Origin of the sequence: Pseudocalidococcus azoricus BACA0444 (assembly GCF_031729055.1) — a bacterium.
GTDB lineage: Bacteria > Cyanobacteriota > Cyanobacteriia > Thermosynechococcales > Thermosynechococcaceae > Pseudocalidococcus > Pseudocalidococcus azoricus.
In genome coordinates this window covers 37,277-60,189 of the sequence record NZ_JAVMIP010000015.1, presented here as the reverse complement: position 1 = coordinate 60,189, position 22,913 = coordinate 37,277, and the positions used below count along the sequence as shown (strand labels likewise).

Here is a 22,913-nt window from a genome sequence, read left to right as displayed (position 1 = left end):
TTTTTGAGTTAGTGATTGTCGAAGTTGCCGAAGCATGGTGCTAGTGCCGAGGGTCAGGGCCTGGTTAATTAAATCGGGAATAAGGTTTGGAATTGGAATGTTAGGAAAAATAAGACTGCTTGGGGAGGGTTGGTAGCTGTTGCCATGAAAAAGAAGATTTCTAAAGAGTGATCTTGATAAATCCATAGTTCTGGGGTGCGAATAGATTCATAGGCTGACAGCAGTGTTTTAGAAGTGACATCAGCTTCAATGGCTAAGTCTGGGGGTGGATAAAGACTCACATCAATACGGCCTTGGCAGTCTCTAACAGCTTGAGCATTGGCAATATAAAAACAGGTATCGGGTTCTATCCCTGCCAGGCCTGGGTATTGAAAGGTCGTTGAACCAAAGTCTTCCCAATCTTGCCCTTGAGCATCAAGTAAAGCCGTGACAATATAACCAGCAATCCGATGGGGACGTTCATGGCGGGAGAGGGGGGACATGAGTTCCAGGGTGTTTTGGTAGTAGGCAATGCGGGTTTGACGATGTTCGGGCAGGCTAGTTAGAATTTGCTGAAACTTTGGCCAATCAATCTGATTAACCGTCATTGAGCTACCAGGCCCCAAGGTGATTGAGTCAATCGGAATAGCAACAGACGACATAATTATTCTGAGTCCCCATCTTTAACATCGTGATAAACCGCAGTGGCCCAAAAACTAAACTCTTGAGCTAGAGCCAGCCCCAGGCCTGTGAGTCCTAAATATTCATCTACAGTTAGCTTAGTTAATGTGTTCAGTCCGTTATCATGGGACAGGTCATTACGTTTTGCTAGTTGCTCAAGACACTCGAAAAAAGCCTTAACAACTTGCTTCTTACCTTTTTGCTCATCACTAATTGCCTTCTCTTCAGCTTTAAGGCGTAATAACCCCCACGTTGAAAGATAAGTGTAGAGTTCAACAGCCTGATTCTTTTGTTCCTTCAGTTGTTTCTTTCGTTTTTCTGGATCTCGTTGATTTTGCTCTTGTTCATTTCTTAACTCAGCAAGGGCTTCATAAACAGGTGTACCAATGGTGCGGGGGTCAAAAATCATAAGGTGCTCCTACTTATTTTTAATAAACAATTACTTACAGTTTCTTCAATAATTTGTCATACTCTGCATGAGAGCCAATCCAAAACCAGATAACGACATCTTTGCTCTTAAGCCTGCCCAGTGCCCTCCAACCTATTCCGACTCTGATTGACCAAATTTGACTTTCTTGATTGACTTCCTTAAACTCCAAACTTGGATGACTTGGGTTATCCTTCCATAATTGATAGTTTTTTCTGGCTGTTCTTTTCACCCTTTCTGGAAGCTCTTGGAATCGCTCGATGAAATCTGGACTTAACTCCGACCTCATAGCTCATCAAATCCCAATTCCTGAGTCTGTCCGTTTTCTGAGTCTGCAATTGCTTTCTCGGCGAGGGCTTGGAGAATCAAACTATCTTGGGGTTTAGATAATGTTTCCTGCCATTTGAGTTCATTTTCGATATCTTCTATAAATTGTTCTGCCAACTCGTCTTGAATTGCTTCTGGAAGCTCTTGGGCTTTTGAGACTACTTTGCTTAGGCGTGTTGATAACATTTTCTCTTTTCTCCATAAATCCCTGCAACTCTAATCTTCTGAACTCCAGTTTTTGACAAATCCTCGGCCTAAGCTTTCCTGCCCCCCAATTTGTAAGACAGAATGCTCAGCGAGTATGGCTTCAAATTTATCAGATGCAGCGGTTGTGTTTGCCTTGGCCTGGGTTGTAATTCCCCAAGGAAAATACATGAGTGTATCAGGCGGAATAGCTTCTTCATAACGAAATCCACCATCTACCGTTTTATGCTCATCGAGCTTAATTTTGACCTGTCGCCAAAGACACATTTGAATTAACGTGGCACAGTGTTGATCTGGTAAGACTAAGGCGTGATTGATACAGCTTACCTCTGATTGCGGAATCCAGGCCTGGAGGTTAACTTTTTTCAAATCTTGGCCTGGGAGAATTGCATCTTTGAGATAAACCGGATTGTTATTGGAGAAGTTATTGCTATATTCATCCGGGACTTTTGCCTGATTTTTTGAGTTTAATCGCTGCCACCGTTTGAGCAATAAACGCGAGCTAACCCAAATCACGCCATGGCTTAAAGACGGAACTGGAACCCAAAGTAGCGAACCATCCCCAATCCACAGTTGACCTTGAGTGAGGTTAGAATCACCCTCTTTAGTTACATCATCAATCGTATTGCCCCAAAGTTCAGATCGTTGATTATCTGCTGTTGAAGCTCGCAGCCGTCCGCGAATTGTACTGGAAGGAATATAGGGTAAATTGGTGTGAGATTCTCGAGCAATTCCTAATAAATTACCTTCTTGGGTTGTGCCTCCAGTATGCAGAGGAGAGAGAAGATAAAGATAAACAAGTTGAGTCATGGCTGTAATCAAGCTCCATTAATGTTAAAGATTTTGCTTAGTCCATTTTGAATTAATTCATATTCGTTGGAAGTTAGAGAGCCTAAATAGCTAATGACTCGTTTAACATCAACTGCTCGAATTTGATCCAATAAAACTACAGACTCTTGGGGCAGTGCATCAACTCTTGGACTTAATTTTGGATACATCAGAGGGTTTTCCAATGCCCATTTACCTATTTTACTCGTCAAGGGAGCTAATAGAATTAAAGGATAACGTGTTACGCCCTTTGGAATCCCAACAATGATCGCAGGTTTCTTTCCTTCCTGTTCATGACCTTGAGGTTGATTACTTGGCAAAGCAACTAACACAATATCACCATAACTGAGAAATTTAATCATTTCACTCATTCACACGAATGGCTAAACCTTGATTTGGAATATATTCGACAGGGTGCTCAAGCCTAAAATTATTTTCTTCCCAATCTGTACTTGAAAGGTCAGCCAAATTGCTATCAAGCCAGAGCTTACTTTCAGCATCAACTTCTGGACTCATCTCAGGATCAACGGAATGTACTTCCTGAGTTAATGCAGTTAATACAACAATTTTATCTTCACTGGATAGTTTCTTTATTAAATTTAAAATTTGTTCAACATCAATAGTATATTGGCTCATAAATCACCTATTCCTAAATTTCAATAGTATCGACAATGGTTAAGTTACTCAGATGATAAATTCTTTTTGACCCAGGCCCGGAATTGACGAAATACAGTTGTATTATCGCTAGTTTCCGTCAACTCAATAAAAGGCATTAAGTCAGATGCTTGCAGTTGAGGAAAAGCAGGACTAAACTCCACCAGGCCATACCCGGAATCTGACCATTGATAAAACTCTAATCTTGTCCCATCAAACCGCCAGACTTCCAATACACCAAATGCATGGTAGATAGACATCCGACTAACCGAGCAACTGGTAATATCAATTTCTATGGCTAAATCTGGTGGCGGATCGTACTGTAAATTGATCTCTTTCTTGCCTCGCACAGCAGTCTCATTTTGAAGATAAAAACACTCATCTGGTTCTAAACCTCGTGCAAGTTTCTTTTTCTTTAATGTTGTCGAGCCTGCACTTGCAATTGGCATATTCATTTCTTCCGTCAATGTCTCAATCAGTCGAGCAATTAAGCTTTTATATCGCTCATGCTGATAGGACATAATCATAATCTCTAAAATCCCATGACTATAGTTAAGCTTTATCGGCCGCTCACCAAAAGCAGAGAGGAGCTGTTCATAGGTTTCCCAACTCACGTCATAGAGAGTTAGTTGTTGCGTTGGGGCTGGAGTCAGAGTTGCGGTCATCATTTCACCTCCTGATAAGGAATCCAAAGTAGTTCCGAATAGCCCAGTTGTCGCCAGTGATTCACTTTTTTACTGATTTCTTGATCTTGATAGAGGGAATCTGGTTTTTCCAAAAAATAAACACTTCCCGATGGAGCGGCAAAGACTTGGGGGGCTGGCTTACTCTGATCCGCATCATCTCGAAACCGACAACTAATGGGAACAGGTTGGGCTGTAGCAACTCCGGCCAGAACTGGATTTTTAGCATTGTGCCGACCCATTGGTGTCCATTCCCACGGCCAGGCCTGGCAGATACTTTTCCGCCGCTGACTTTTGGAATCTAATGTAATGCGTTCAAAAACTCCTGGGGTAATCAAATAAGCTAAAGATTTGGATTGCTGTTGGAAGTTATGCTCTGAGTGAAGTTTTAATAGTTGCCATTGCTCAGAAATAGATACATTAGCTAGTTCTAAAATCACTCGATGTCCTTCACCGCCTAACCGTAATGATAAAGGCTGTCCCAGTTGTTGAAGTTGTTGAATTAAAGTATGGGTTTTCTCATCCAGGCCAATGGCTAAACTCCACTCAGTGGCTAAGCGAATCACCTTTTCAACAAAATATCCATCCGCTTCTTTAACTTGTCGTGTCCCGGCCTGGAGCGTGTTGTGGGGTCGAGTTTCAATTTTCCACGGTTTAGATGTTTCGTTAGCTTCTTGATTACAGTAAAAGTCTTCAGCCTTGAGTCTATTACCTTGAATCCATTTCAAAATAGACCGATAGGGTAAAAACTGGCGTATCTCGGGGCCTGGGGGTGCATCAGAGTCTGAATCGTGAGGATTTCGTTCGGGTAACACTAATGGCGAGGGTTGATCCGTATCCCAAACCATTTGTTTCGCCGGATGATCCTGTGGTAGCCAGGCCTGGGGGGTTAATAATTGCTCGCCCACCCAAGATAACGGTTTGGGAAAATAAAGTTCATTTTTATAACATAAAAACGGGCCTGTTAATTTAATTTCAAGTTTTTGACTTAATAAGCCTCGAATCGCACCCGCAATCGTATGACCATTCGGCGGAAACACATCCCCACTGGCCCAGGCCCGTTCTCCCGGCGTAAAGGGTTTAGCATCCCGAAACATCAAGACATCTAAGGGTGTAAGTGTGTACCAGTAAATTTCTTGAGTGGATGAGCTTTTTGGAGTTAGTTTGGTATCTGTTGTTAAAACCATGGTTAAACATTCCCCAACTTAATTTCTCGATGCCGTAACACAAAAGCCGCTAACTTTAACCACCTTTGAATTTCTTTATCTCGCTCTTTCTCGGACGTGGTTTGGCACAGGGAAATGAGGAAATTAGCCAGATTATCCTGGAATTTAGTTTTAAGTGTTTTGAGTTCAGGAGTATTGAGTTTTTCCCGCCGTTCACAAAATGCGATTGTCCAGGGTTCAATTGCCTCAAAGGGAGCCGGATGTTGTTGCCAAACGGTTGCGGCCTGTTCAAATAAGGCAGGTTCTAAATCGGTTTCTAACGTTTGATTGACCGTGAGCAGCGATTGCCACTGATGAAAGGTATCAAACTTAGCCGTAGCATTGAGAATATTGCCATTGCCATACATCACCCGAGTTTGGACAGCATCTTTCTTTTTCGGCTTTTTCTCCTGAACTGTTTCACAATAATGCTCTTTAGCTTCCTTCTCAGCCTCCCAAAGATTTTCCAAAGCAATCGCCAATGGCACCGAATGATGGGCAATCACAATCCCAAAACTAATCGTGGCAAATTTTCCCATCGTAAATAGGGGCCTGGTTGAGAGATTTGCAGGTACTTCGCTCGTTTTCCAACGCCAATAATCGCCCGTGTCATCAAATTCTTTTTGGGGATCCTGATCACCCCGAAAACATTGACGAATATCCCACAACCAGCGATCCCATTCCCAAAGATTTGTATAGGCTAGAACATCGTCACCCCCGCCATAAATTAAACGTCCGGCATAGCGTTGTTCAGTTAAATAAGGAACCAGTTGATTGGAAAAATCTAATAAGGCTCGACTTAAGGCTCCATGTGTTGCCGGCCCCATTCGTTTTTTCAGCGTAATAAAGTCTGCAAAGGCCTGGTAAAGTTCCTGACTGTCATTGTTATCAGAGTTTTTTGCTCGATCTTTAATCTTGGTTTTCAATTCAGTTGCAACATATTTCTCATACTCTTTTATTGGTGTTCCTTTCAACCAATTACTCATCCCATCCCCATCACCAGCCGCCAACACATACCAATCTGCCGGATTATTGCCAGAATACCTTTGCGTTAAACAATTGGTAATCTTTCGTTGAGTTTCTTTGATAATTTCATCATTAGTGTCATTCGATGTTTCTAGCAGCCAGCCTGGGTTCAAATAACGGGAATGGAAATCACGAAATGATGCTGTTCGATGAGTATCAATCCAAGGAATACCCCAGGCCTGGTTATCATCAAGGTTAGCAACTTTGCTCCGTCCTAAAAACTCTTCGATAATATCTTCAACTTTGTAACAGGTCTCATGAAAATAATTTAATGCCTTGGCTCTATCTTCTGACTTAAATGATTTGAAATAACCTGCAACTCCTGCCGTCAAATCAGGATAACCGGAATTGGTTAAATCATCTCGATTCAGAAGTGTATCTAAAATCCTGGGCAATGTGCGCTTAATGACCTCAGTTGCATTCAGTTGTTCATTTCCATCAAACAGGCCAGCGTGATGTTTCCACAGTTCTTTCGTTTCTCCCTCGCTAATCCAGTCTTTGCCATCCTCAGGAGTTGGGTACACCACAGGCCCTAGGCCAGAAATCGTCGAGCGTGGGCTAAACGCAGTTGGAACTTGCCAAATCCGAGCATTTTTGCAGGCATTTAAGCTAAACCGCAACTGATCAAAAATATAGGGCCACCAGGAACCCACATTAATTTTGAAAGATCGATACCAACTTTGTTGAAGCGAACAATAAAGAAAATGAGCCTCTTTTTTCTGGAATAATATCTGTTTACCGTGCTTCTTAGTCTCAGTATTAGCAAATAGGGATTGTTTAGATTGATCCGTTGTTGAAACTAGACCATAAGTAATATTTTGTTGATCTAACCACTTCTGAAACTCAGGATTCCAGATATCTTCATTGGGAACTGTAGAATCATCAAAACGGAAAGATAGTGGAGTCGCTGAATTTTGATGGATTGCTTTATCCCCAATCGGTAATGCAGTCCAATAGGTTTGCCATTGAGACTTTAGCCAGCCGTGCCAAGAACTATCCTCAGGTCGTAAATCCCGCTGCCAATGTCGTTGATCGTGTAGTTCCTCTAAACTTAATTGACTAATTCTTAACCACTCATTCATCAAGGCCTGTTTGGCTAATTCCATCGCCGATTTAACCTTAGCTTCTGGCAGAATCATCACAATCACATTGGGAAATCCGGCCGTGAGAAGCTGTTGTGCCGTGGGTTCGGGAATCCAATCATGAAACTCTGGATATTGCTCCCGGAGCCAATGATCAATTAAGGGTTGCTGAAATAGGTTGGGATAAATCAACGCATCGGGGCCATACTTGCGGGCTAGTTTCCAACACACATGAGCCGACAAATAATGCAAAATCCAAGACCCCGCCCAAAAATCCCGTAACTTCCGGCTTGCTTTGATGAGTTCCTGGATCGGACTGAAACTAAAAATCCCTAAATAGGGCCGAGAGGCTGTTTTCTGTTGCCACTTAGGAACATTTTCAGCTTCTAAATCATATCCAGCAAGTGCCCCAGCTAAAGCCGAGGTCGTACTGACATGACTCCAAATAGAGCTATCGGGTAAGCGTGTTTCCGCAGGCATGAGCAAGAGTTTCTCATCATCACCAAATGCCCGTTGGGCCTCGATGGGTAAACATCGCCACAACCACCAAAACACTTTTTGAATATCCTGTTCTGTGGCAATTTCTGGATTTAGGAGTGAATTTTCAAAAAATTGTAGGGATTCTTTGCGGCTTGACAATATTCTTTGATGAACATCAGTCTTGAGCCTTAATTGAAGTTTATCTCCAGAGAGTAAATGCGTAATCTCTAGCCCTTCTTGATCGTAATCAACAGGTATCTGCAAACTACCAATAGCTCCTCGATCACTGGCGGAGGCCAAATAGTCTGCCTGTAAAATCCATTTCAGAAAATTACGATTTGTCTCCTCGGGATCCCAATTTTCTGAAACCCAACTCTGCATCACAGCCAATCTTCGCCAAAAACTATTGCCGCCCCGGCCTGAAGAATTATTATGAAGGGCTTTAAAGACCGGATCATGGAGAATTCCCCAAATCTTGGCCTGCCAGAATATTTGAGACATAAGGTATCTATTTTTATCGCTGCTTGAAATCAATAGTCCCTTACTAGAATGACCTATCACTAGGAACAAAATGTTAAATTTCGTGCGACTAACGGTAAACCCTTTAAGGGAGTATGGCAATCCGTTTTCATTTGTGAAACTGTTTGATCATCACTGCCCTTGGTAAGGAGTAGCCCTTCTATAAGCCTAGGGTTAATTCAAAATTTATCAGACACAAATAATCTTGGACTAATCTCACGAATGATTACTGTTTGCTATAGTCTGAAAGACCCTCTGATTCCGACAACTGTATTCAATTCTTATATCGGAAAAGATAGCTTTTTGTAAGTTGTCGATGCCCGAGTCGCATTGAATGCTTTAACCAGCAATATTACACCTGACCCAATGTAATCTGCTGCCAGGGCGTGTTGCTCACGTTTGTTAGCCTCAAAGATATGGATACCGATTTCGATGGTGCTTGCGAGTAAGGCGATGATGCCGATGATTTTGTAGAAGCGAGACTTATTGACGATGAATGACTTAATGACTCCAGACTGGACGAGGTTAGCGGTTTGGATCCTGACCTGGCTATAGGAGAGGTTTGTCATTTTGCAAAGGGTATTGCGATCACAGACCTCATGACTTTCAAGTGCGCTCAGGATTCGCTCCCGCGTCCGCTGCCCCTCATGGAGTTTCTTTTCGTTGAGTTTTGTGAACATATTTGACGCATCAAAATCTGGCTATATTTTAATCCAGTGTTTTTCAACTTTTCTGAAATCCTTATTCAGTATTGCTTTTCACTGTCATTTTTTTCATTTAGCTTCAATGTGCAAGATCAGGTTATAGTTCTTGTCTGAGTTTCAGGAATTGTAACGGCTAATGACCTAAAAGATTCGGAATCCCCTCACAGCCGCCGGGAATGGTCGCTCTGGTTTTTTCACCACCCCAGGCACAGCAGTAATAGCGTTGATCATCAGAAAGGGCCTGGACATCACTAAAGTCGGCATCTTCAATAATCGCTCCAGTTTGACTGCCAGTTTTGAAGTTAGGGGGTGTGACCCGATCTCTGGGGCTGGCGGTGGTAATGTCTCCATAAAAGAAGCGGGTGCGGCTGAGGTTTGCGGCTGTGAAGTTAGCTCCTTGGAGAACTGTTCCGGGCATATTGGCACGAGTTAAGTTACAGGCCTGGAAATTTGCACCCGTGAGATTTGCTTCACTAAATTCTGTCCACCGTAAATCTGTATGACTCAAATCTGCCCCGACTAACATACTGCCTAAGTTAATAATCCGTACCCCAAATTCAATGTCTTCTTCATAACCCCCCAGGCCATCAAAGATTGCCCGCCCCAGTCGTCGGTCGCGTTTGAGGGGAGCCAGTAACTTGGCACTGGAGAGAAACCGAATCACTTTGGCCTTACCCTCCGCATCTAAGCCAACCAAAATAGCTGCGGTGCGTCCTTCAGCAATGGCTCGCTCTGGAGGCCAGTCTTCGAGGAGGCCATCCTCCCCCAAAATCAAGTCGGAAATCCCTTGGAAGTAGCTATCAATGGTTTGCTGTTGGGTAATGCGGTTTTGTTGGGTGGTTAAATCTCGGGAAATCACATACTGTCGCCAGGCCACATAGGCAGCCAGCAAGGCCACCAAAATTTGCCCCAACGCGCCAAAGCCTTCTGCTAATGCCCCCACTGCGTCCCAATTTGTCCCCGCAAACCGCCCCTGAATCCACGGCCAAATCTCGGTCATTCCGACTAGGGCAATCAGGGAAAAGACGATACCAAACATCGCCAGGATGAACTGTCGTTGGGCAGGAGCTAAATCTTGCTGAATCCACCGCTGGGTAAAGTGCCAAAGGGTGGGCGCATTGACCAGGAACAAAACGCTTGCGGCAATCACCCCAACACTATCCCAGTCCAAGACCCAGGCCCCGATGAGGACTACCATGGCAAGCGTGCCTAAAACCTGTCGTCCCACAAGCAATACAGCAGAGTAGAATCGAGACGGCATGGGCATTTCAGAGGACTGGAGTATGAGTCATAATAACGGTTGTAGCAGACAGCAAGGCTTAAAGGGTTAATCTAAGGTTTTCAAAACATCACTGATGGTACTGACAATTTGTTCAATTTGGGATTTGTTAATAATTAACGGCGGCGAAAGGGCAATAATATCCCCGGTTACCCGAATGAGGAGTCCTTGGGCATAGCAGGCCTGGAAGCAGTCAAAACCACGTTGCCCCGGTTGCCCCGGCCGAGATGCTAATTCAATCCCCGCCACTAAACCCAAATTTCGCAAATCAACCACATGGGGACTACCTTTGAGGGAATGAATCGCCTCTTGCCAAAATGGGGCCATGGCCTGGGCCTGGTGGAAAATCCCATCCCGCTCATAAAGGTTTAAGGTCGCTTCGGCAGCCGCACAGGCCAAGGGATGTCCCGAATAGGTATAACCGTGGAAAAATTCAATCCCGGCGGTGGGACTATCCATGAAGGTTTGATAAATACGATCCCGTGCAAACACCGCCCCCATCGGTATAGCCCCATTGGTCAGCCCCTTCGCCACCGTCATCAAGTCAGGAGCCACCCCAAAGTAGTCCGCGGCAAAGGCTGTCCCGAGTCGCCCAAAGCCAGTGATCACCTCGTCAAAAATCAATAAAATCCCGTGGCGGTCGCAAATATCCCGCAAGCGTTGGAGATAGCCTTGGGGCGGAATTAAAACTCCGGTTGAGCCAGCAACAGGTTCCACAATCACCGCCGCAATGGTTGAAGCATCATGGAGAGCAACAATTTTTTCCAGTTCATCGGCTAAATGCGCGCCCCAGGCCGGGATTCCTAGACTAAAGGCATTTTGCTCCAGGTTGTGGGTATGGGGAAGATGATCCACACCAGTCAATAAGCTGCCAAAGAATTTACGATTTGGGGCAATGCCACCCACCGAAATCCCCCCAAAGCCCACGCCATGATAGCCCCGCTCGCGCCCAATTAAACGTACCCTGCTGCCTTCACCCCGTTGCCGATGATAGGCCAAGGCCATTTTGAGGGCCGTATCGACTGCTTCAGAGCCAGAATTAGTGAAAAAGACATAATCCAGGCCTGGGGGGGTGAGTTGGGCCAAACGATGGGCTAAATGAAACGGCCCGGGATGTCCCATTTGGAAGGTTGGCCCAAAGTCTAGAGTTGCCGCCTGTTCTGTAATGGCTGAAACAATCTCCGGCCGACAATGGCCCGCATTCACACACCACAGGCCCGCCGTTCCATCCAAAATTTGCCGCTGATCATGGCTGGTGTAATACATCCCCTGAGCAGAAACCAGTAGGCGGGGTTGGGTCTTAAATTGACGATTGGCCGTAAAAGGCATCCAGAACGCTTCTAAATCCGTGGGAACTTGGGTACTTAAGACAGGGGAGTTGACCATGACCGAAATGCCTGAATTTTACTGACTTTCTCCATCTTAACGAGTTTTTCTTACGTCTCTAAGAAATATTATGAGTTCAAGTCGCGGTTAGGTTTTGGTTTAATTACAATAGTGTGGCGGTCACATCATTAAAAATGTGGTTATGAACTTAACGATTGAGATTAAACAAGCAGAAGACAGGTAGTAGATTGCTGAAGTCATTGCTTTTGCGCTTCATGATTAGGAAGAAATTGGTTCCAAAATGCTAGGGCGTGTCATCTCTGAACGTTGGCGTTAGCCTACTGGAGGTACAGCAAAGTTCTACAAATGAGCCAAATGACAGAAGCAGCAAGATAAATTAAAATTACAGGTAGCTTTACCATAACGAGTCAAAGTTGCCCGGTACTGCTTCAATGCAAAAAAGTCTACTACGTGCGGCCAAGATTTAGAATCCAATCAGGTGGTGGGCTTTGTAGAGGTGTTTGTTGCAGGGATAAGGTACGTTGCGGTTGGCTTTTGAGGAAATAAGGACTACACAATTTTGCATTCGTTTGATTGATCCGAGATTCCATCTCGCCTAAACTTTGCCTAATTTTCCAGGTATATAGCAATTCGTTTTTAAATATGAGAGAATGAGAATGCGTCTTGGATAGCTCTATAGCAAACATTATTTGTATTAAAGTCAACTAACTTTATCAGCAATTCTTTCTCTCTGTCATTTAATGTTTTCATGAGCACTTATTTCAGTTTGGTTAAATATAATTAGTGATGGATATAATTTAAGAAGATTGAGTTAGCTTAAAAAGCTTCTTAATGCGAGATTTATATAAGTTTCATCCTCTCGATTTTGATAAGGGTTTCCAGCGCGATGACCCCAAATTGACGGAATCGGCAAATACTCAGCATTGGGAATTAAATTGGCTTCGGCAGCACAATCTTCAGGCGTGAAATATAAATCCGTTGTAGCTGGCATCACCAAAGTTTTTGCTGAAATGGATTTGAGGGCTTGTTCATAATCCCCCTTAAAAATCGGATTATCACTGACATCACACCGCAACCAGGTATCAAGCATGGCAATCAGATTATGGGGGTCTCGTTTCCGGTAACTGGCTTCCCAGGCCTGCTGTAAATATTCTTCTAACGTTTTATACCCTAAATCCAGGTAAATCTTAGCCCGATAAAAGGCTTGCGAGGCGGCCCAACTGGCATATATCCGGGCAAAGGCTTTATATCCCCGATCCGGTGTTGCCGTAAATTTTGTTCCGTCCCAGGCCGGGTCAGCGGTTAGAGCAGCTCTCAGACTTTCTAAAAAAATCCGATTGTGATCTGTGGTTTTAGCTGTGCCACATAACGCTGCAATCCGTTCAACCTGGCCAGGAAACAATGCCCCCCAATGATAGGCCTGTTGCGCTCCCATAGACCAACCATAAACTAAGGCTAATTTTTCAATGCCAAAAACATCTTTTAATAACTGTCGCTGGGCCTGGACATTATCAATATGAGTAAACCAAAACCCGGATTCTGCTAACTGACATTCTGAGCAATTACTGGGAGAACTCGATAGACCATTGCCAAACATATTTGGAATCACAATAAACCAACGACTGTGATCCAGAATCCGATCCGTACCAATCAACCAGTCAATATCCGAATGGTGCGCGCCATAGGAGGTGGGATAAAGAATCACATTGCTGCGATCCGCGTTTAATTCCCCGTAGGTTTGATAGGCAATTTTGGCTTCAGATAAAACCGCGCCGCATTGGAGTTGAAAATTAGGAATGGTGTAAGTTTCAGCCATTGAATTTATGTTTTTATCCTGAAGTTTAATTATTTGACGTTAATCGTGGAGTGATGTTTGACGGGAAAGTTGACAGAATTGGCAATAAAACAAAACTCCCTAGCCCGCTCATGCAATTCAAACGCCTTGTTCATCATTGAGATTTCACTCACGGTCACGATCGGGTTTAACATCACCTCAGTAAAATACCCCCGCCCATCTTTGTCCACGACCATCACCCCAGTTGCTTGATCGGAGTAATTCACAACAACCACCCCCGCATCAGCACATAAATGCAAGTACCAGAGAAGATGACAAGCCGACAAAGATGCTATCAGTAATTCCTCGGGATTATGCTTGCTTGGATCACCCCGAAAACTGCTATCCGATGACCCGAAAATAGCTGGTTTATTGAGAATTTCGATGGTGTGGCTTCTTTCGTAGGCCCGATAACTACTGGTTCCTGTCCCCAAATTGCCTGTCCATGTGATCGTGGCCTGGTAGTGATGGGTGTCTTTCATGAGCGTTTTGGCTTCAATGGGCCGGGGTAAAACCATCAATGATTTTGCGATTTACTGTAATATAACCCGGCTCGATTTTGGTTAAATTCTCTTTAATTTTCTCATGAGCTTTGGCTAAGGCATGGAATGGAATCGAAGCATACAAATGATGTTCGGCATGATAGGACATATTCCACATCAGTAAGCGAATCGGCCAAATCGTATAGGTCGTGCGGGTATTAGTAAGCGGGTTTTCATCATGAGTGCAGCCCGTATGTTCCGCCAACAAAATTGCCCGTAAAATCGGTTGTCCTAAGGCCAAGGGAATCAGCCAATAGGTCAAGAACCAAGGTTGTTGCAAGGTAATAGAAATACCGATAAACAGGACATAAGCCAATATCTGCAACCGAATTGAACGAATCACCTCCGGCCTGGCTTCCTCTGGGATACAAGGGCAATTTTCTAGATTTCCTAAGGCAATGCGAATATGTCCCTTAACCTTGCCGATCCACCAAGGAATCCCGCTCACTTCCCAAAGATATTCCCGCCAGTTGGTCGGTTTTGGGTCTTCCAGTTCCGGATCCTGGCCTGGGAGTTGGGTATAGCGATGATGCCATTTGTGATAGCGGCGATAAAACGTGCTGTTATAAAAGCAAAAAATTCCAGCAAACCAGGCCACGGCATCATTCACTTGATTATTGGCAAAGGCGGTTCGGTGACTGGTTTCATGAAGCGTGGCAAACATTGAGGCGAGGCTAAACCCATAGATCACGCCAGCAGGCAAGGCAATCCACCACTGCGCCCAGGCCAAATGTGTCCCCCAGACAATGCCACTGGCCACCATTACCGTTAAATGGGCTAATAGCTGTAAACTGCCTTTCCAATTTGACCGTTGATTCAGTTCTTTCAACTCAGCCGCCGGAATGATCAGTTGTGGCTTGAGGGGGGGAAGGATAGAAGAATTACTCATGAGTACGTGCAGTTTCATGTCACCAGTCGCGTTGCATTCACTATGGTAGTGCAATAATTAAGCTCACACACTTGCAGATAGATAGCCTTCCGTTAATCAGGATTACATTCAGGTTTTGGTTCTAATTAACTAGCATCATGAGAATATTCTGTTAAGTCAATTGAAGTGTTTTAGGCTCAGGAATCATTTCCCCATCTGCTCGCCAAGCCTCTAAGTATATTTCAATCACTTCTTCACCCTTTTGAATAGCTTCTTCACGAGTCTTTCCATAGGTACAGGGCATGATAACAAGATTTGCAAACTCTGGAATTGTGACTAGGAAAAGTTGATCTTCATCCGACCATTCAACAATCATGCTATACCGATTCATAAATCCTTGTCCTCCTTCAACTCTTTTAGTGTAGCGAGTAGCTTTGCTACTTGTTTTTTCAGGTAGAGCGGAATATCATCTCCGTCCTGGCCTGGGATTGTTAGGGTCTTGCTAATCAAAGGATGCCTCCAAAGCTCATGGCTACCCTTACCACGCTTGGACAAGTAAACAAATCCTTCACGAGCGATCTGGGCTTTTAACTCTCGAATTTTCCTTGGCATAATTATTTCTTTTGAGGTTTACGTAACACAGACTAAATGAATACCAGTAACGTGGTGTAACCATGATCGATAAAGCATTTCCTAGCTTATCTGCAGCGCAGAAAATATAGACAATATTATTTCAAGAGATGACAATTTAATTTTTATCTTGATATTTTTATATATTAAAATAATGATCTCGATAAACTAGGTAGGATCAAAAAATTGGCTATTGTTAATCAATGTACCCATGATCTAAAAACCAATCCACCGCTTCTTTGAGGGCTTGATCCACCGGAGTTTGGGGTAAATTTAGCTCATTGATGGCCTTGGAAGCATCGTAATACATCTTTTGTTTAGACATTAAGACTCCATCCACCGGCACACTTGGCGTTTTCCCCAATTGACCCAACACCAGTTCATCAATCCAGGCCACGATCAACGGCACAATCACAGGAATCGTTACTTTTGGGGCTGGTTTTCCAGTAATAGCAGCCAATTTCTCTAAAATTTCCTTCAGGCTCAGATTTTGATGGCCAAGAATATAACGTTCTCCAGTTTTGCCCTTCTCATAGGCGAGTAGATGCCCCCAGGCCACATCTCGGACATGAATTAAATTTAACCCGGTATCGACATAGGCCGGCATTTGATTCCGTAAAAACCGGACAATTAAATCTCCAGTCGGTGTGGGTTTAACATCCCAAGGACCGATGGGTGTGGTGGGGTTAACAATGACAATATCTTGACCTTTTTTAATGGCTTGATGAGCTTCCTGTTCAGCCCAGTATTTCGACTGTTTGTAGGCACTGATCAACTTTTCTGGCGGGCTTTGATAGGCTTCAGTTCCTGGCCGACCACTTGGATCGACACCGATAGCGGCTACGGAACTGGTATAAACAACGCGTTCTACTCCGGCCGCTTGGGCTGCTTTGAGGATATTTCTTGTCCCGAAGACATTACTCTGATAGAGTTGCTTTTCATCCCTCCTCCAAAGACTATAGTGAGCCGCTACATGGAACAGGGCCTGGCAACCGGTCATCCCCTGACTGAGGTTTGGTTGAGTCAAATCCCCAGGAATCAGTTCAATGTCCAGGCCCTCAAGGGTGACGGCTTGCTCAGGATTGCGGACAAGGGCTTTAACCTGCCAACCTTGTTCTTGGAGTAAGCGGATTAAATTGCTACCAACAAAGCCACTGCCCCCGGTGACAAATGCAGTCTGGCCCATAGCTTAGCTTAATGTCCCCCAAACACTTCAATATTGGCAAAGGCACAAACAGGGGAAGCATGGCCGACCCGAATCGCTTGATTAGGTTCCCCTTTCCCACAGTAGGGTGTGCCAAAAATCCCTAGAGTTGATTGATCCCCCACTGCAATCAGATTCCCCCAGAAGTTGGGTGTTGCGCCTCGATAGTTGGGATTACGGAGGACTTGCCCCAACTGCCCGTTTTTAATTTCCCTGGCATATTCACAGCCAAACTGAAACTTGAGCCGATAGTCATCAATAGACCAAGAGCGGTTGGATTCCATGTAAATGCCCTGTTCAATATGGCCAATGATCTCTTGCCAACTCTTGCTTCCCGGTTCAATGTTTAAATTCGCCATCCGGTCAATGGGGGGGCGATTCCAGGAACAGGCTCGTAAATTAGCAACCCCTGGCACACCTGAGCGCAACTGACTTTCCGCACTCCCCAGGCCCCGTAGCAAGATGCCTTCTTTAATCAAGTATTCTCGTTGGGCCGGTACACCCCCATCATCAAACCCATAACTGGCTAACTCGGTTGGCACAGTCGGATCAAAGGTGACATTGAGCAAAGGCGAGCCATAGACCAACTGCCCAAAATCCGATAACTTGACAAAACTACTGCCGGCATAATTGCGCTCATCGCCCAAAATCCGATCCAACTCCAAGGGATGGCCAATACTTTCATGGATTTGTAACATCATTTGATCCGGAGCCAGTACCAAATTTGTGGTCGTAGTTGGACATTCAGCGGCAGTTAACAATTCCAGAGCCTGGCTGCCAATCTTTTCGGCCCGTTCTAAGACCAATTCTGCTGCCAAAACCTCCAGGCCAGCTTGATAGCAGCGGGCAAACATCCCATTGTCAGTGCGTTGTTGAATGTTGGCTCCATCTTGGGCCGTGGCGGCATAGTGGGTGATGACCTGGAGAAAGTCTTGACGAATATTCCCACCATTACTGCTGACCCAATGGGAGGTGGTGGCGACGGTTTGCATCAGGGCAGTGGTTTGGACAATTTTGTCTGAGACTTTCAGAGTTTGGCAAATTTTCTGTAAAAGTTCATTAATCTCCCCAGGCCCCAAGGCGGCGATAGAATCTGGGTTGAGACGGCGATATTCCCCAACTACAGCCGGTCGAATTGCGGTTGAAACGGGGGTCAGGCTCCACTGGGATGCTCTCAAGGCTTGCTGATAGGCCTGATCTGTCGCCCGCTGCAAACTTTCGGGATCCAAACGATTACAGGCCCCATAGCCCAATTGCCCATTCACCAAAACCTCAATCATCACCCCGGCCGAGAGATCATGGTGATTGACTTGGGGGTTGCCATCGCGCACAGAGCGGGTGGTGGTGGTCTCTTGGACGTAACGTAAACCAATCCAATCTGCTTGGGTATGAATCTTGGCTAAGGACTGGGCTAAGTCAGGGGGGTCAAGTGCTGTCGGCAGAACAGGGGTGATCAGAGATGTCATAAGGTAATTGGAAGGGGGTGGGGGATGCAACTCAGTGATCTTAGCTCAGTAGCCGACTTGTCGTTGTAGAAGCGAGTCTCAACCTGATCCCACGGCAAAAAATCCATCGGAAAATTTACCGCTGCGTCACCTATGTCAAAAGAATGGCTTGACCTGCTGAGATCTGCATCCGGTGCGGGGGGCCATGTGTGGCCAGTTTGGACTTGTTGCTCAAACCAGGTTAAGCCTGACAAGATAAAAGATTTATGGAGATTCAGGGTATTGACTGGGCCGGGGGGTAATCTGAGTGTGATGGCGTTTGGATCCTTAGTTATGGTTAGTTGGAAGCCCATTGTTTTATCTGTTGCTTTGGCGGGCCTGGGATGTGTCACTCCGGCAATCTTGTCCCCCCAATTCTTTGATGCTCAGGTGTTGGCCCAAACTAAAATTACTCCCAGCCGAGCATTAACCGTGATTGTTGTGAACAACTCTGGTGTTCCAGTTGTGGCTGGTGAAGGTAATGCCAAAAACAATACTTTAACTCCTGGCAAGTCAAAGTCTTTTTCATTTCCTCCCATTAAGAACTATGTTAATGACGTGAATATTCTGATTTATAACAGTGGTGGCACTCCCCTAACCTTCAGCACTGCCAGTTTCAATACCAGGACAAATACCCTAACGATCAATATCGCCGCAACAAAAGCCAATAACCCCAATGTCCACGGTAGTGTCAGTATTGGCCCCAGCGGTACGGTGCGGTTTATTTAGTTGGGCTTTGGGTCTAAAAAGGCCTATGTTTCTGGTCGCAACAGGGGAAAGGCAATCACATCCCGAATACTGGGGGAATCCGTCAGCAACATCACCAGGCGATCAATCCCAATCCCCAGGCCCGCCGTGGGTGGCCTCCCCTGTTCTAAGGCAGCAAGGAAATCCTCATCAATGCTGTCGGCTTCTAAATCTCCGGCCTCTTTGCGGGCGGCTTGGGGTGTGATGGATTAGGCTTGTGTCACTGCCCTTAGAACTTATGCTCATTTTATTGGGAGTTAAAAACACCAGTTTCCAGAATTGCCTTGCATAGGTTATCAATGACAGGAACCGAAACACTATTGCCAATCAGTTTCATCCATCTTGATCTAGCTTCTGGGAGCTTAAAATCTTGGGGAAATCCCTGAATTAAGCAAGCTTCATTTTTAGTAATTTTTCTAAATTCCCTAGTCTTATAAATTTCTTTGATAAATTTTTCTTTTAATTCTTGATAGTTGACTGCCTTAATTTGCTTTAATGTTATGAAGTCATTTGTATCACTTGCCACTAAGGTAGGGTAAATATTGGAACTTGGCAAGAAAATACGGTTTATACCAAATAATCCGGTACTAATTTTAGCATTCTTAAAATCATAACGAATTTCCATGCATTGAATTATATTTTTATCTTTAAGTGATTCGATGGTTTTTATAATAGATATTTTCTTTATAATTAATTCTTTTTCAATCTTCAAGTTATCAATCAAAATTTCTTGATTATGGGCAAATTTAAGCAGTATTTGTTCATCCTGATTTAAGGTGCAACTATTGTTGTCTTTTATAGCAAAACGATATTCTTCTGCTTGCAAGATATCTAATTGAAGTAGTGCGTCAATTTCTGCTTGAGTAATTGTTGGATCTAGATGTTGAAGATGTTGTAAAGATAATGGATTACCATCTAGTTTGCCATAATTACTTTTTCGTCTATTTTTGAGGAGTAATAAGCAAATATCTTTTTGCCGCGGAGTTGTATCAATAATATCCCAAGAGTGGATTGTTGTTGGGCCATTTCTCAAGTCATTAAATAAAAAGTAGTCGTTAAATCCATTGGTACTAGAAAGGCTCATAGTCTTAGGTTCAACAATATTACCAAATAAATCTCTCTGAACTATCTCACTATCTGGTAGTTGCTCAAACTGGATCCCTAATATGTCGCCAAGTTTTAGTTTCTTATCACTAATTTCTGGCAGTTTAAATTTTTCAAGATAGTATTTTTTCTGAAATCCAATGATATAGATACGCACCCTATTTTGTGGCACTCCATAATCAAATGAGTTGATGACAAAATAGCGAGCGTAATAACCGGCTTGTTTAATTCTTTCGAGAATATACGAGAGAGCTTTTTGATTGCGAGGGTCAACCAGGCCTTTGACATTCTCAAAAATAAATGCTTTGGGCTGGGCCTGTTGGAGTAAATAAATTGTATCGTTCCATAGTTGCCCTCTATCATCATCAAAACCTAAGTTTTTCCCTGCAATTGACCAACTCTGGCAAGGAACTCCCGCCGTTAATAAGTCATGGGCTGGTAACTCTTTAATTTTGGTAATATCTCCCAGGTTATAACTAGGGTCAATCCTAAAGTTTTCACAATAGACATTGATTGCATCTTTATTGATTTCGCTAAAGCCAAGACAATGACCACCATGCCGATTTAATGCGATTTTAAAGCCGCCAATTCCCGCAAAAAGGTCAATAAATGTGAATCTTATCGGTTGCATTGAGTTTTTCTGATTTAATTCAACTATCTTAAAGCTCCTGCTTCAAAGTCCTGAGGCGGTTCAATTCTCAAAAATTCTCGATAGATTCGTTCTTTATAATCCTTTCCTAATGAATTGATTTCTTGGATAAATTTGGTGTAAGTACCTTTTCCGCCAATCAAGTCCCAAAATTCATTACCGATCAGCACTGACTTATCTTGATCCATATTGAACCAGCGCTGGGGAAAAGGCCAGGCATAATCTTTTTTTTGACCATAAGGATTATAGGGCAAGGCAAAGTAAGCATGATCCACAACTTTTGGTTTCATGGCTAGTAGTTTCAATAATTTTTCTTTGCTAACTTTGGTTTGATCGCTGTTAGGTAATGGAGCTTTTAATTCAAATGCATATCGTTGTCTAGTTTTTTGATTTTGGATAAAAAGATCACAGACAACAGTGACCGGAATAGGTTGTCCACCTCCTGCCTGGATATAGTCTAATTCTTGACCCAATTCGGTTTTTTCCTGTCTTTACCCTTGCCATGCTCTAGCTGATTTAAAATTTCTTGAATTCTTCTTAAGCTTTCTTGGTTGACTGTGCCGTTGATCCTATGACCTAGTTGACAGTTACCATGGGCTTCGAGGGCGACCACTTCTGCCAACTTTTCCCAAACTTGGCCAAATGGGGTGACAAATCTACGCTCAAAATGTGAGCCTTTGAAAATTTCATCCGGGACTAAGGCAGCATAAAGAGGTTTACTGGCATAGTGTTTTTCATTGATGAAAGGGTCTTCCTCTAGGACACGAACCATCACCCTCTCCATCATTTCAGAGACGACATTCTTGATGGCCTGGGCAATTCTCTGCTGTTTGTTCATTAAGAGGTGATTTAAATGATCAATATCCGATTCAATGTTAGCCCCACTGATGTCAATCTATCCCTCAGACCGCAACAGGGGAAAGGCAATCACATCTCGAATACTGGGGGAATCCGTCAGCAACATCACCAGGCGATCAATCCCAATCCCCAGGCCCGCCGTGGGTGGCATCCCCTGTTCTAAGGCAGCGAGGAAATCCTCATCAATGCTGTGGGCTTCTAAATCTCCGGCCTCTTTGCGGGCGGATTGTTGCTCAAGGCGTTGGCGTTGATCTACCGGATCTGTCAGTTCAGAAAAACTATTGGCTGTCTCTCGTCCAACAATAAACAATTCAAACCGTTCCACCAGGCCTGGTTGTGACCGATGGGGTTTAGCGAGAGGAGAAATTTCTACAGGGTAATCTAAGACAAAGGTGGGCTGGATCAGATTCGGTTCAACCGCTTGCTCAAAGGCTGCATTCAAAACTCGGCCGATGGTGTCGCATTTTTCCGTGTCTTTAATCCCAGCAGTTTGGGCAGCAGTTTGGGCAGTTTCGAGGTCGGTAAATTCCTTGAAGTTAATCCCGGTTGCTTCTTGAACCACAGCGTGCATCGTGATCCGTTTCCAGGGTGGAGTTAAGTCAATCTCTTGCCCTTGGTAGTTAATTTGGAGTGTGCCTAAAACAGTTTCAGCGGCATAGGTAATTAAGGTTTCCGTCAAAGCCATCATATCGGTATAGTCCGCATAGGCCTGGTAAATTTCGATGCTGGTAAATTCCGGGTTATGGCGGGTAGAAATGCCTTCATTCCGAAAGATCCGCCCCATTTCAAAGACTTTTTCAAACCCACCCACGACCAAGCGTTTTAGATGTAATTCCGTCGCAATCCGTAAATAAAGCGGCATCTCCAGGGTGTTGTGATAGGTAATAAAGGGTCTGGCTTCGGCTCCCCCCGCTTCGGCTTGTAAGACTGGGGTTTCAATTTCAATAAAGCCCTGCTCGTCTAAATATCGGCGAATTGCGGCGGTAATCAAGGCCCTTTTTCTGAACGTTTGCCGGACTTGGGGATTAACAATTAAATCCACATAGCGTTGCCGATAACGTTTTTCCACATCGGTCAGGCCATGCCACTTGTCAGGAAGCGGTAACAGGGATTTGGTCAGGATGGTATGGGAATGGACATAAACCGAGAGTTCCCCTTTTTCGGTGCGTTTGATTGTCCCGACAGCCCCCAAAATATCCCCCGCGTCCGTCAGTTGCTTGAGGTGATCAAAGGCCTGGGGATCCGTTTCCCCCATCTTGGCCTGGATTGTCTGCTTGTCGAGATAAAGCTGAATCGTGCCTGTTTCATCTTGGAGGGTAAAAAACGCCAATTTGCCAAAGACGCGCCGATTTAAGATCCGTCCCGCCACAGAGACTTGAACATCAACGGTTTCGCCATTTTTTAACTCGGCATACTGGGCCTGGAGTTGGGCGGCAGAATGGGTGCGATCAAACTGGTAGGCATAGGGGTTAATCCCCAAATCCCGGAGTTTTTCTGCCTTTTCGATCCGAGTTGCTTTAATCTCTTCTAACCCAGAGCCACTGTGATCCGTTGCCTCAGCCATGCCA

The 22,913-nt window shown here is 44.3% G+C and carries 25 protein-coding genes and 1 pseudogene; 1 reads left to right on the top strand and 25 read right to left on the bottom strand.

Features of this window, described 5'->3' with window-relative positions:
- Positions 1-68 precede the first annotated feature (68 nt).
- From RIF25_RS12890 to RIF25_RS12800, 20 genes are all read right to left on the bottom strand, one after another.
- Complete coding sequence (locus RIF25_RS12890) at positions 69-641, bottom strand: Uma2 family endonuclease (RefSeq protein WP_322878945.1); 573 nt, start codon at positions 639-641, stop codon at positions 69-71.
- Between the two features lie 2 nt (positions 642-643).
- Positions 644-1,069 (bottom strand): hypothetical protein, encoded by a 426-nt coding sequence (locus tag RIF25_RS12885; protein ID WP_322878944.1) that lies wholly within the window; start codon positions 1,067-1,069, stop codon positions 644-646.
- Between the two features lie 34 nt (positions 1,070-1,103).
- A complete protein-coding gene (locus RIF25_RS17345) occupies positions 1,104-1,376 on the bottom strand; it encodes a ParE family toxin-like protein (protein WP_407682413.1) in 273 nt (90 codons plus the stop codon).
- On the bottom strand, positions 1,373-1,600 hold the full coding sequence (locus tag RIF25_RS12880) for a hypothetical protein (RefSeq protein WP_322878943.1): 228 nt from the start codon (positions 1,598-1,600) through the stop codon (positions 1,373-1,375). The genes RIF25_RS17345 and RIF25_RS12880 overlap by 4 nt, the downstream gene beginning before the upstream one ends.
- 30 nt (positions 1,601-1,630) lie before the next feature.
- Positions 1,631-2,428 carry a type III-B CRISPR module RAMP protein Cmr4 gene (gene cmr4, locus RIF25_RS12875; RefSeq protein ID WP_322878942.1) on the bottom strand — a complete coding sequence of 266 codons (798 nt, stop codon included), beginning with the start codon at positions 2,426-2,428 and terminating at the stop codon, positions 1,631-1,633.
- 8 nt (positions 2,429-2,436) lie between these two features.
- A complete protein-coding gene (locus RIF25_RS12870; RefSeq protein WP_322878941.1) occupies positions 2,437-2,817 on the bottom strand; it encodes a type II toxin-antitoxin system PemK/MazF family toxin in 381 nt (126 codons plus the stop codon).
- On the bottom strand, positions 2,810-3,082 hold the full coding sequence (locus RIF25_RS12865; protein ID WP_322878940.1) for a hypothetical protein: 273 nt from the start codon (positions 3,080-3,082) through the stop codon (positions 2,810-2,812). Before RIF25_RS12865 ends, RIF25_RS12870 begins: the two co-directional genes overlap by 8 nt.
- Before the next feature lie 44 nt (positions 3,083-3,126).
- Positions 3,127-3,765 (bottom strand): Uma2 family endonuclease, encoded by a 639-nt coding sequence (locus RIF25_RS12860; protein ID WP_322878939.1) that lies wholly within the window; start codon positions 3,763-3,765, stop codon positions 3,127-3,129.
- Positions 3,765-4,970 carry a type III-B CRISPR module-associated Cmr3 family protein gene (locus RIF25_RS12855; RefSeq protein ID WP_322878938.1) on the bottom strand — a complete coding sequence of 402 codons (1,206 nt, stop codon included), beginning with the start codon at positions 4,968-4,970 and terminating at the stop codon, positions 3,765-3,767. Before RIF25_RS12855 ends, RIF25_RS12860 begins: the two co-directional genes overlap by 1 nt.
- A 2-nt stretch (positions 4,971-4,972) precedes the next feature.
- Positions 4,973-8,077, bottom strand: a complete 3,105-nt coding sequence (gene cas10, locus RIF25_RS12850) for a type III-B CRISPR-associated protein Cas10/Cmr2 (RefSeq protein ID WP_322878937.1) — start codon at positions 8,075-8,077, stop codon at positions 4,973-4,975.
- A 299-nt stretch (positions 8,078-8,376) separates the two neighbouring features.
- Positions 8,377-8,775 (bottom strand): hypothetical protein, encoded by a 399-nt coding sequence (locus RIF25_RS12845; RefSeq protein WP_322878936.1) that lies wholly within the window; start codon positions 8,773-8,775, stop codon positions 8,377-8,379.
- Between the two features lie 157 nt (positions 8,776-8,932).
- Complete coding sequence (locus RIF25_RS12840; RefSeq protein ID WP_322878935.1) at positions 8,933-10,060, bottom strand: pentapeptide repeat-containing protein; 1,128 nt, start codon at positions 10,058-10,060, stop codon at positions 8,933-8,935.
- 66 nt (positions 10,061-10,126) lie between these two features.
- Complete coding sequence (locus RIF25_RS12835) at positions 10,127-11,464, bottom strand: aspartate aminotransferase family protein (protein ID WP_322878934.1); 1,338 nt, start codon at positions 11,462-11,464, stop codon at positions 10,127-10,129.
- A 772-nt stretch (positions 11,465-12,236) separates the two neighbouring features.
- A complete protein-coding gene (locus RIF25_RS12830) occupies positions 12,237-13,241 on the bottom strand; it encodes an alpha/beta fold hydrolase (protein WP_322878933.1) in 1,005 nt (334 codons plus the stop codon).
- A gap of 29 nt (positions 13,242-13,270) precedes the next feature.
- Entirely contained in the window at positions 13,271-13,741 is a 471-nt protein-coding gene (locus RIF25_RS12825; protein WP_407682417.1) for an OsmC family protein, read from the bottom strand.
- A gap of 13 nt (positions 13,742-13,754) precedes the next feature.
- Complete coding sequence (locus tag RIF25_RS12820; RefSeq protein WP_322878931.1) at positions 13,755-14,690, bottom strand: fatty acid desaturase family protein; 936 nt, start codon at positions 14,688-14,690, stop codon at positions 13,755-13,757.
- Between the two features lie 151 nt (positions 14,691-14,841).
- Positions 14,842-15,060, bottom strand: coding sequence for a type II toxin-antitoxin system HicB family antitoxin (locus tag RIF25_RS12815; protein ID WP_322878930.1), 219 nt, complete (start codon positions 15,058-15,060; stop codon positions 14,842-14,844).
- Positions 15,057-15,281, bottom strand: a complete 225-nt coding sequence (locus RIF25_RS12810; RefSeq protein WP_322878929.1) for a type II toxin-antitoxin system HicA family toxin — start codon at positions 15,279-15,281, stop codon at positions 15,057-15,059. The genes RIF25_RS12815 and RIF25_RS12810 overlap by 4 nt, the downstream gene beginning before the upstream one ends.
- Before the next feature lie 214 nt (positions 15,282-15,495).
- Positions 15,496-16,485 (bottom strand): hopanoid-associated sugar epimerase, encoded by a 990-nt coding sequence (gene hpnA / locus RIF25_RS12805; protein WP_322878928.1) that lies wholly within the window; start codon positions 16,483-16,485, stop codon positions 15,496-15,498.
- 8 nt (positions 16,486-16,493) lie between these two features.
- Positions 16,494-17,969, bottom strand: coding sequence for a TldD/PmbA family protein (locus RIF25_RS12800; RefSeq protein ID WP_322878927.1), 1,476 nt, complete (start codon positions 17,967-17,969; stop codon positions 16,494-16,496).
- A 312-nt stretch (positions 17,970-18,281) separates the two neighbouring features.
- On the opposite strand from RIF25_RS12800, the gene RIF25_RS12795 reads away from it, so the two are divergent.
- Positions 18,282-18,716 carry a hypothetical protein gene (locus tag RIF25_RS12795; protein WP_322878926.1) on the top strand — a complete coding sequence of 145 codons (435 nt, stop codon included), beginning with the start codon at positions 18,282-18,284 and terminating at the stop codon, positions 18,714-18,716.
- Positions 18,717-18,739: 23 nt separating this feature from the next.
- Here the strand turns inward: RIF25_RS12795 and RIF25_RS12790 are convergent.
- From RIF25_RS12790 to lysS, 5 genes and pseudogenes are all read right to left on the bottom strand, one after another.
- Positions 18,740-18,931, bottom strand: a pseudogene (locus RIF25_RS12790) (amino acid--tRNA ligase-related protein); the annotation flags it as partial.
- A gap of 50 nt (positions 18,932-18,981) precedes the next feature.
- Complete coding sequence (locus tag RIF25_RS12785) at positions 18,982-20,469, bottom strand: DNA cytosine methyltransferase (protein WP_322878925.1); 1,488 nt, start codon at positions 20,467-20,469, stop codon at positions 18,982-18,984.
- A gap of 23 nt (positions 20,470-20,492) precedes the next feature.
- Entirely contained in the window at positions 20,493-20,960 is a 468-nt protein-coding gene (locus tag RIF25_RS17340) for a TdeIII family type II restriction endonuclease (RefSeq protein WP_407682412.1), read from the bottom strand.
- Positions 20,945-21,259: a TdeIII family type II restriction endonuclease gene (locus RIF25_RS17335; protein ID WP_407682411.1), complete on the bottom strand. Its 315-nt coding sequence runs from the start codon at positions 21,257-21,259 to the stop codon at positions 20,945-20,947. Before RIF25_RS17335 ends, RIF25_RS17340 begins: the two co-directional genes overlap by 16 nt.
- A gap of 123 nt (positions 21,260-21,382) precedes the next feature.
- Entirely contained in the window at positions 21,383-22,909 is a 1,527-nt protein-coding gene (gene lysS, locus RIF25_RS12775) for a lysine--tRNA ligase (protein WP_322878924.1), read from the bottom strand.
- Between the last annotated feature and the right edge of the window lie 4 nt (positions 22,910-22,913).

Excerpts from the sequence above, each read along its gene's own strand:
- RIF25_RS12890 (WP_322878945.1), bottom strand. The coding sequence starts at position 641 with ATGTCGTCTGTTGCTATTCCGATTGACTCAATCACCTTGGGGCCTGGT.
- RIF25_RS12885 (WP_322878944.1), bottom strand. The coding sequence starts at position 1,069 with ATGATTTTTGACCCCCGCACCATTGGTACACCTGTTTATGAAGCCCTT.
- RIF25_RS17345 (WP_407682413.1), bottom strand. The coding sequence starts at position 1,376 with ATGAGGTCGGAGTTAAGTCCAGATTTCATCGAGCGATTCCAAGAGCTT.
- RIF25_RS12880 (WP_322878943.1), bottom strand. The coding sequence starts at position 1,600 with ATGTTATCAACACGCCTAAGCAAAGTAGTCTCAAAAGCCCAAGAGCTT.
- cmr4 (WP_322878942.1), bottom strand. The coding sequence starts at position 2,428 with ATGACTCAACTTGTTTATCTTTATCTTCTCTCTCCTCTGCATACTGGA.
- RIF25_RS12870 (WP_322878941.1), bottom strand. The coding sequence starts at position 2,817 with ATGAGTGAAATGATTAAATTTCTCAGTTATGGTGATATTGTGTTAGTT.
- RIF25_RS12865 (WP_322878940.1), bottom strand. The coding sequence starts at position 3,082 with ATGAGCCAATATACTATTGATGTTGAACAAATTTTAAATTTAATAAAG.
- RIF25_RS12860 (WP_322878939.1), bottom strand. The coding sequence starts at position 3,765 with ATGACCGCAACTCTGACTCCAGCCCCAACGCAACAACTAACTCTCTAT.
- RIF25_RS12855 (WP_322878938.1), bottom strand. The coding sequence starts at position 4,970 with ATGGTTTTAACAACAGATACCAAACTAACTCCAAAAAGCTCATCCACT.
- cas10 (WP_322878937.1), bottom strand. The coding sequence starts at position 8,077 with ATGTCTCAAATATTCTGGCAGGCCAAGATTTGGGGAATTCTCCATGAT.
- RIF25_RS12845 (WP_322878936.1), bottom strand. The coding sequence starts at position 8,775 with ATGTTCACAAAACTCAACGAAAAGAAACTCCATGAGGGGCAGCGGACG.
- RIF25_RS12840 (WP_322878935.1), bottom strand. The coding sequence starts at position 10,060 with ATGCCGTCTCGATTCTACTCTGCTGTATTGCTTGTGGGACGACAGGTT.
- RIF25_RS12835 (WP_322878934.1), bottom strand. The coding sequence starts at position 11,464 with ATGGTCAACTCCCCTGTCTTAAGTACCCAAGTTCCCACGGATTTAGAA.
- RIF25_RS12830 (WP_322878933.1), bottom strand. The coding sequence starts at position 13,241 with ATGGCTGAAACTTACACCATTCCTAATTTTCAACTCCAATGCGGCGCG.
- RIF25_RS12825 (WP_407682417.1), bottom strand. The coding sequence starts at position 13,741 with ATGAAAGACACCCATCACTACCAGGCCACGATCACATGGACAGGCAAT.
- RIF25_RS12820 (WP_322878931.1), bottom strand. The coding sequence starts at position 14,690 with ATGAGTAATTCTTCTATCCTTCCCCCCCTCAAGCCACAACTGATCATT.
- RIF25_RS12815 (WP_322878930.1), bottom strand. The coding sequence starts at position 15,060 with ATGAATCGGTATAGCATGATTGTTGAATGGTCGGATGAAGATCAACTT.
- RIF25_RS12810 (WP_322878929.1), bottom strand. The coding sequence starts at position 15,281 with ATGCCAAGGAAAATTCGAGAGTTAAAAGCCCAGATCGCTCGTGAAGGA.
- hpnA (WP_322878928.1), bottom strand. The coding sequence starts at position 16,485 with ATGGGCCAGACTGCATTTGTCACCGGGGGCAGTGGCTTTGTTGGTAGC.
- RIF25_RS12800 (WP_322878927.1), bottom strand. The coding sequence starts at position 17,969 with ATGACATCTCTGATCACCCCTGTTCTGCCGACAGCACTTGACCCCCCT.
- RIF25_RS12795 (WP_322878926.1), top strand. The coding sequence starts at position 18,282 with ATGGTTAGTTGGAAGCCCATTGTTTTATCTGTTGCTTTGGCGGGCCTG.
- RIF25_RS12785 (WP_322878925.1), bottom strand. The coding sequence starts at position 20,469 with ATGCAACCGATAAGATTCACATTTATTGACCTTTTTGCGGGAATTGGC.
- RIF25_RS17335 (WP_407682411.1), bottom strand. The coding sequence starts at position 21,259 with ATGGTTCGTGTCCTAGAGGAAGACCCTTTCATCAATGAAAAACACTAT.
- lysS (WP_322878924.1), bottom strand. The coding sequence starts at position 22,909 with ATGGCTGAGGCAACGGATCACAGTGGCTCTGGGTTAGAAGAGATTAAA.